The following is an 8,181-nucleotide window of genomic DNA, read 5'->3' as shown; positions in this document are numbered from 1 at the left end:
GGGGCGGGGTGGGTGGCCTGCTGGGAACGCTCTGTCGCGTGCCTTCCGCGCGCAGTGACTGCTGCTCGCTCGCAATGACCTGGGCGTGCGTTGCTGGTCCAATGCGTGCTCGGTTCGCAACGGGCGTGATCAGGCCAACGGGGTGAGGCGGATCCTCCGCGCGGCCGAATGCCGCCGGATCAGAGAGTGAAGCGGCCTCCCTCTATGTCGCACCGCGCCACGCGCCCGGAGTCTCGGCTTCTCACGGACTTGGAACGGGCACGCAACTCCCGGCGCCATTTACCGACAATGTAGGCAAGCCTCCCTGCTGCTCAACTCGGCTCCCCCTCCCGAGGTCCCCTCATGGTCCAGGTCACGCGTCCTTCCAGCCTCACTCCGTCCACGCAGACGCGGGCCACGCCGGAAGCCCCTGCCCGGGCCAAGGGCGCGCAGGGCTTCAACGCCATCGTGAAGGGGGACAGCTTCTCGTCGACGGCTCAGGCGGGGTCTCAGCAGGTCAATGCCCTGCGCCTTCCCATCCCCTGGCCCGGCAAGGGCGAGGCGGACAAGATCGGCTGGATCCAGAAGGCGTATCCGCCGGCGAAGGACTCCACCGCGGAGTTCATGAAGCTCAACCAGGCCGTGCGCGCGGGCCAGAACGTGATGCCCCCCGAGGCCAAGAACTGCGTGTTCCTGGCCGTGGGCGGTCTGCTCTCCGAGGCCGCGCCCAAGCAGATCTACTTCGACAAGAACCTGGACGCGCTCGAAGCGCAGGGCCTCCAGGTCGGCCGCGTGCCTGTCGACACGGACATGGGCGTGGAGCACAACGCCGCCATCGTCCGTCAGGCCGTGCTCGAGGCCTCCAAGAACGGCAAGCAGGTGGTGCTCATCGGCCACAGCAAGGGCGGCCTGGACTCCGCGGCGGCCCTGTCGATGTACCCCGAGCTCAAGGAGCACGTGCGCGCCCTGGTCACCATCCAGTCGCCCTACGGCGGCTCGCCCATGGCGCAGGACCTGCTGGACAACCCGCTCGTGCGCTACGGCGTGGGCGGCGCCATCGAGGCGCTCGGTGGCAGCATCCAGGCCGGTGAGGACCTGACGTACGACTCGCGCAAGGAGTTCCTGGCGAAGCACCCGATGCCCGAGGGCATCCCCACGGTGAGCATGGCCTCCACCACCGCGAACCCGACGTCACCGTTGTTCGCCATGCAGGAGTACATGCACCAGCGCTACGGCGTGAAGTCGGACGGCCTGGTGCTCCCGCAGGACGCGTTCATCCCCGGCTCCAAGTCCGTGACCCTGTCCGGGCTGGATCACCTGGACTCGACCGGGACGACGCTCAACCCGTTCAAGCCCTACCAGCCCGAGGACCTGACCCTCTCGCTGGTCGCGATTGCGCTGAAGATGCCCAAGGGCTAACGCCTCACGTCCCCGTGGGCGGGGGCCTGCCGCTTCATCTCGCGCGCTGGAATCCCAGCCACGGTGGCTCTCGGCGCCACGTCCTCCAGCACGAGGGCGTTGGCGCCAGTCTTCGCTCCATCTCCAAGCGCCACGCCCGGCGCGATGCTGACGCCGATGCCTCCGTCACGAACTCGCGCACTCCGCGAACATGAGGGCCAGAGAGACGCTACCGGAAGACGGCGCGTTGCACGGTGGAGCCCAGGTTGTTGCGGATGAGTGCGAGAGGGGAGGAGGCTGACTTTGTGCGCCTGATTTGTTTAGCAGTCGTGTTGGTGGGCTGCGTGGGCTGCCCTCGGTCTGCGAGAGTGGACCGTTTCAATGATCTGCTTCCTGGGTGTCGGGAGTTGCCCACGGTTTCCTCCCCATGTGAATGCCCTCCTTCGGACGTGAGAGACGAGTTCTGTCCAGAGCGCGCCGACAAGGAGTCATGACGGCGCTGAAGATGCCCAAGGGCGGCTGAAGGCTCACGTCCCCGTAGGCGGGACCTTCTGCTTCAGCTCACGCGCCGGAATCCCCGCCACGGTGGTCCCCGGCGCCACGTCGTCCAGCACGATGGCGTTGGCGCCAACCTTCGCGCCGTCGCCAATCACCACGGGGCCCAGCACCTGGGCGCCCACGCCGATGTAGACGTCGCGGCCCACGCGGGGCACGCCGACGCGTCCGGGCAGGGGCTCCAGGCTCACGTTCTGGGAGATGAAGCTGTTCTCTCCAATCTCCACACCCGGCGCGATGATGACGCCAATGCCTCCGTAGCCCAGCTCCACCGTGGGGTGCAGCACGGCCTTCGTGTCCACGTGGCTGTTGTGGAGGCGGTTGCCCACCGTGGCCACCATGTTCGCGAGCCTTGGGAGCGCCTGGAGCCGCTTCGCGGCCCGGTAGAACGTCAGCGCCGTCGGACCCATCTGCCCACCATCCTTTTCGCCACCGGAGCCCAGCGGAACTTCGAGCGTTGCAGCGTCTGCCCCATCCACGTGTCCCGGTAGATGAACAGCCAGTGGTGCGGCCGGACCTGCTCCGTCCACTCGCGCTTGTAGGGAGCATCATCCCCCAACAAGTCCAGCTCGCCCAGGCCCCTTCCGATGCAGTCCTGGATCAGATTCTCCGTCAGCAGGTGACCCGGGCTGACCTCCGCCAACGCCTCATCGTAGCCCGGCTTCATCGCCAGATAGCGACCGGCGTATTCCAGCCCGTACTGGAACGCGATGGGACGTGAGTCCAGTCTCAGGAAATACAACCCCAGCCAGCCGCGCTCCGCCGCCTTGTGCGCGAGCCCCGTGTAGAAGTCCCGACGGTGCCGCGCCTGCGCGATGGCCGTGCCCTCCCTCGCCTTCCAGCCGCTCTGTTCCAGTGCGAAGGCCTCCTCCAGCTTCGACCCCAGGCCCTCCACTTCGGCCACGCGCTCCACCTCCACGCGGCCCTTCTCCTCCAGGCGCCTGCGCCTTCTGCGCAGCGGCTTCGCGTTGCTCCGGCCCTTCGTCCACGCCGCCACCGTGGAGGGCAACACCAGGTAGGGCGAGCGCGAGCTCGGCCATGCGCCCCAGGGCATCCCCGCGCCCTTCGCCGCGTTGAGCAGCTCCCAGGCCGCGCCGCCCTCCGGCACATCCGACAGCCGGAGCACCTCCCAGCTCGGGTCGCCCATCAGATGCGACAGGAAGGCCACCGCGGCGCGCTTGGGCTCCTCCGCCACCAGGTCGAAGCGGCACGAGTGCTTGTTCGTCAGCGACGACAACTGCCGCACCGGCATTCCGTACTGGTGGCCCTGCTCCTCCTGGAGCCCCAGCACCGCCACCAGCATGCCCAGCGCGTTCCTCGCCGTGAGGATGCGCAGGGCCGCATTGGGCGCGAAGTGCTGAAGCCAGCAGCGCACGAACTCGTGCCGGTGGAACACCTGGTCGTCCACGCGCTTCACCAGCGCGTTCCACTCCACCTCCAAGGCATCGAAGGCCGCGAGACTCCGGACCTCCTCCACGCACAGGGGCTCCACGCGCCCGCGCGTCATGAACTCCACCGCGTTGGGGCGGGGGAGGGATGGGACGCGTTCCCCGAGCATCGCGTCCGTGATGGGACTCTCCTCCATGAACATCGCTCCTCGGGGTGCTCTCTGTCGGGGACTCAGGACAGCGGCTCGCCTGCGTCATCCGCCGCTTCGGGTCCCAGCACTTCCGGTCCCTGTTTCTGCAGCGGCTCGTCGCGCGGCAGCACCGGCCCCTCGAGCTTCGCCAGCGCGTTGGTGTCCAGGGGGACGTGGTGCACCTGCACCGGGCCCCTGGTGCTGGTGAGCTCCACCGTCGCCTTGAACACCGCCTCCGCGGGGGCCGGCATGACGGGCGTGGGCGCCTCCACCACCGGCGCCAGCCGCTTCGGCTGCTTCTTGAGGCCGCGGAAGAGCCAGCCGCCCTTCTGGCGTTCGTACAGCTTGCGCGTCTCCACCGCCGCGCGTGCATGTGACACGCGGCCCGTCTCCAGGTCCTCCAGCAACATCTCGCTCAGCCGGCGGCGCGTCACGCTGTCCAGGTAGTCGAAGACCTTCTCCAGCTTGCGCACCACCACCTGCGTCGCGCCGCCCGCCGCAGTGTGCGTCAGCGCGGCGATCTTCAACTCGTGCCGCGCCCTCGCGCGCTCCGCCAGCTTGCGCAGCCGGTCCGCTTCATCCGGCGACGCGGCCTTGCTGACGAGTCCCGGCAGCACCGTGCGCGCCAGGCCCGCGTCCACGAAGCCCGAGTCGTCGAACGTCTCCAGCGACTCCAGCGCCCGCCGCCGCGCCTCCACCGACGTGCCCTCCAGCGCCTTCAGCGCCGTCGTCACCCGGTCCAGCGCCATCCAGCGGTACACCCAATCCAGGCCCGTGCCCTTGATGTTCTGCGCGCCCATGATGCTCACCTGCATCCCGGGCGCCACCGCGCGAGCGCACGTGTCCACCACCTGGTCGCCCGTCGCCTGCGAGTCGGACACCGGCACCAGCTGCTCCAGCATCATGGCCTTGTACGCGTCGCGGAACTTCGCGTGGAACGCCTTCACGCGGCCCTGCGCATCCGCTTCACCCCGGGGCAGCAGCGCCTTCAGCCGCGCGTGCACCGCCATGCGCGCCAGGAGATACAGCGCGTGTTCGCGCACCTCGTCCTTCGTCGCGGCCGTCAGCACCTCCGGCAGCGTCTGCGGCTGAGTGCGCGACACCGGAGACAGCGCCTCGTCGATGAGCGGGCCCACCTCACGCTCCAGCGAGCGGCGCACCTTCTCCACGCCCACGTCGTCGTCTCCGCCCTCCAGCGCCTTCTCCACCGCGGCCGTCAGCGCCAGCGTGTGAGCCGCCTGGAGCCCCGCGCCGGCCGCGTACCGCTCCAGCCGGTCCAGGAACGTCGCCTTCGTGGGACGCGGCACCTTCAGCTTCGCCAACTCCTTCGCGAGCCTCGCCTCCGCGCGGGCCTGACCCTCGGGGCTTGCGACCTCCTCCTCCGCGACGACCTCCGTACTCATGAGGTGCCGATCCAACGCGCCGCGCACGTACTTCTGGAGACCCTCCAGGTTCGTGCCGATGAGCACGTGCCGGTCCGCGGGCGCGTCCTCCACCATGATGCGCGCGAACACCTCCGAGCGCGACACGCGGTCCCAGCGGTTGTTGATGACGGTGATGACCGCGCGCTCCGGGTTCGCTTCAGGATCCACGTCGCCCAGGCCCGTGCGGATCCAGTTGTTCATGAAGCCCGTGCGCTCGTTCGCCGAGTGCCCGTTGATGAACTGGAGTTGCCGCCCGCGCACCTTCGCCGGCGGGAAGACCTTCAGCACGCCGATTTCGGGCTGCACGTGCTCGGCCATCAACGCCAGCGCGTACGGCCGCGACACGCCGAGCTGCTCCGCCAGCGTCGCCACCAGCGCCATGTTGCGCGGGTGTTCGCGGTAGGGGAACAGGGCGAGGAACTCCTCGGGAATCAGCTCCGCTTCCCACCACGCGCTGTGCAGGAGCGTGGTGTCCTTCTCCTGCGCCGCCTGCTTGAAGAGCGGGAGGAAGTGGTCCTCCGTCGTCACCACCCGGCCGCCCTTGGGCATGAAGTTGGTGATGACCGACGCGACGTTGATGCCCGCCGGGCCCTGGATGTCCTCATGGTCCGGATAGGCGTTGGTCAGCGTGGCGAAGTCGTCCTTCATCCAGTCGTTCTGGAGCAGCTCGACGAAGTTGGGCTGCAGCGCCATGCACTCCCAGAGGAACACCTCCGTGCCCAGCCGCGCGCCCAGCTCCACCATGTCCTTCTGTTCCCAGATGGTGGCCTTGTCGTAGGGGCGGAAGATGAAGAACTCGGATGGCCCGGCGCCCGGTGCGCTGTGCACGAACATCGCTTCCGAGCCCGTCGTCTTCGCGAACACCTCGAAGCCCATGCCGGAGAAGAGCGCCGCCTTCAGGCGCTCCGTGCCGGACTTGCCTCGCGTGCCCCAGCCGCCGATGACGAGCGGGATCTTCTCCCGGGACTTCCGCACGTTCTGGCGCTTCACGTACGTGTCGCCCAGGAAGACGGAGAAGAGCGCCGCGGTGAAGAGGCCCAGCGCCGCGATGCCGTTGCCTCCCATTCCGAGGAAGTAGCCCTCGTTCTCCATGATGCGCTCGGTGAGGAGCGCCAGGAATCCGCTCTGCAGGCCCAGCAGCGCGGGCGTGTGCAGCGTGGACGTGGGCTTCGGCGCGGCCCCCGGCTCATGGAAGAGCGTGGCGAGCGGAGAAGGGACCTGCTTGTGCTGACCGTACGGCGTGAAGCGCACCTGGACGCCCAGCTCGCGCTCCACCTGCTCCACGAAGCGGCGGCGCTCGCGGGGCTCCTCGCCTCCCAGTGAGTCCAGCCGCAGCGTCGCGAGCCGACGGTAGTCCTTCGACACCTTCAGTCGGTTCGTCAGCCGGCGCAGGCGCGAGGCAGGCGGCACCAGCACCGTCTCGCCGTGGCTGCTGAACAGGTGCACCTTGCCGTCCTTCGACAGCGGCAGGTCCAGCAGGTCGTCCACCGTGGGCAGGTGACGGCCCCAGCTGCCCTGGCTCGCCACGTGGACGCGCTCGCCGGGGACCAGCGTCTCCGTGATTTCGTCCAGGTGGCCCGGGTGCGCGCGCAGCGTGCCGGACATCACGCGGCCGGTGGTGTGCAGGAACGCCTGGCGCTTGTTCGGCGCGGGGCGGCCCAGCTCGTGCCACACGCGCCACAGGCGGCGCTCCTGCCTGTCGCCGTGCCACAGCGTCAGCGTCTTGTCCGTGCGCTCCGCGTACAGGCCGTGCCCGTCCTGCGACAGGTCCGCGAGGATGGCGCCCAACCACGCGGGGCCCTCCGGCATCGGCGGCAGGTTCTCCGGCGCGGGCTGGAGCGGAATGCGCGTGCGGCTGCCCGGGCGAAGCTTGGAGACGCGGCCCGCGAGGAACACCGTCCACGCCTGGCGCACCGGGTCCTTCACCCGGCGCAGCACCTGCGCGGCGGCGGCGGCGGCCTCCACCACCGGCCCCGTGGCGCCCGGCTGCGTCGCCAGGGATTCCACCGCGTCCAGCAGCGCCGCGTGCGCGGGGCCCAGTCCGGCGGCCCCCAGCGCTTCCGCCAACGCGGCGGCGCGTTCGCACGACACGCGCAGGACCAGCGGCGCGGTGTCACGGCCGAGCACGTCCACCAGCACCTGGAGCGCTTGTCCCTTCACCTTCGGCGACGCGAGCGCCGCGTCCACCGCGGCCAGCACGGCGGCGGTGCGCACGCGTGGACTCGGCTCCGACAGAGTGGGTCCCGCGACGGCTGACACCTGCTCCAGCCCCGCCAGACGGCGCAGCAGTGGTTGCCCCTCCGGACGCTGCGCGATGAGGGCGCACAGGCCCATGCGCACGTATTCGCTCGGGTCGTGGTGCGCGACCTCGGTGAGCAGCGGCACGCGGTGCTCTTCCGACAGCAGCGGCGCGCATTGCTCCAGCACCTGTCGGCGGAAGAGGAAGTCCCTCTCCGACGGAGCCTTCGCACGCAGACGCTGGCGCAGCAGGGTGATGCCCTCGAGCACGTCCACCGTGAGCAGCGCGCGCAGTGCCTCCGCCTGGAAGAACGGACTCACGTCCTCCTGGCCCGCGAGGCTCGTCAGCGTGGGGCCCACTTCGGGCAGCGACGCGGCGACTCCCGGCACCGTCTGCGCGAGCTGCCGGAAGGCCTCCAGCGCGGCGGAGCGGTTCTGCGCCCGGGGCGCGTCCACGGCGCGGTCCAGCAGCTGCCTCGCCAGTGGCACCGCGGCGGGTTGCAGCTCCTGCGCGTGGGTCTTTTCCAGCACGCCCGTCAGCGCACGGAGCGCCGTCTCTTCTTCGATCAGCAGCTTGTGGCGGCGCTTCTCCAGCCGCTCGCGCAGGGCATCGAAGCCCATCCACCGGTCCAGGGCGCGCAGGTCCTCCTTGCGGTCCTTGCGGTCCTTCACCGTGGCCTTGATGTGATCCACCAGCACCTGGCGGCGGGCGGCGTCATCCAGCGCCTCGTTGTGCTGACGCGTGAACTGGACGATCTCCGCGTGGACCGCGGACAGCTCCGTCTCCAGGGCCTCCAGGGCGACGCCCAGCCAAGGGGCCAGTCCCTCCAGGCCCGCGGGGCGAGGGCACGACTCCACCAGCCGCTGGGCCAGGACCTCGACCTGGGCCCCGCGCACTCGACGGTGCAGCGGGGGCAGGGCTTCCAGCAGTTGGGACTCGAGAGGTTCGTTCGCCAGGTGCATGTCGCGGCCAGAGCTATTCATTGCTTGAGAAACCTGCCCGACCCC

Annotated in this window: 4 protein-coding genes; 1 reads left to right on the top strand and 3 read right to left on the bottom strand. The window is 69.7% G+C overall.

From position 1 onward, the window contains the following. Window positions 1-342: 342 nt before the first annotated feature. Window positions 343-1,398, top strand: coding sequence for a triacylglycerol lipase (locus D7V77_RS21025; RefSeq protein ID WP_120578077.1), 1,056 nt, complete (start codon window positions 343-345; stop codon window positions 1,396-1,398). A 506-nt stretch (window positions 1,399-1,904) separates the two neighbouring features. Here the strand turns inward: D7V77_RS21025 and D7V77_RS21015 are convergent. From D7V77_RS21015 to D7V77_RS21005, 3 genes are read right to left on the bottom strand one after another with little or no spacing between them, the layout of a single operon-like run. Continuing rightward, window positions 1,905-2,342 carry a serine O-acetyltransferase gene (locus D7V77_RS21015; RefSeq protein ID WP_120578076.1) on the bottom strand — a complete coding sequence of 146 codons (438 nt, stop codon included), beginning with the start codon at window positions 2,340-2,342 and terminating at the stop codon, window positions 1,905-1,907. Further along, window positions 2,324-3,517: a GNAT family N-acetyltransferase gene (locus D7V77_RS21010; protein ID WP_199733815.1), complete on the bottom strand. Its 1,194-nt coding sequence runs from the start codon at window positions 3,515-3,517 to the stop codon at window positions 2,324-2,326. Before D7V77_RS21010 ends, D7V77_RS21015 begins: the two co-directional genes overlap by 19 nt. A 35-nt stretch (window positions 3,518-3,552) precedes the next feature. Continuing rightward, window positions 3,553-8,157, bottom strand: coding sequence for a hypothetical protein (locus tag D7V77_RS21005; RefSeq protein ID WP_147452117.1), 4,605 nt, complete (start codon window positions 8,155-8,157; stop codon window positions 3,553-3,555). Between the last annotated feature and the right edge of the window lie 24 nt (window positions 8,158-8,181).

Origin of the sequence: Corallococcus sp. CA041A (genome assembly GCF_003612075.1) — a bacterium.
Classification (GTDB): Bacteria; Myxococcota; Myxococcia; order Myxococcales; family Myxococcaceae; genus Corallococcus; species Corallococcus exiguus.
Note: the sequence above shows the minus strand (reverse complement) of the source record. Positions and strands in the feature narration are given on the sequence as shown.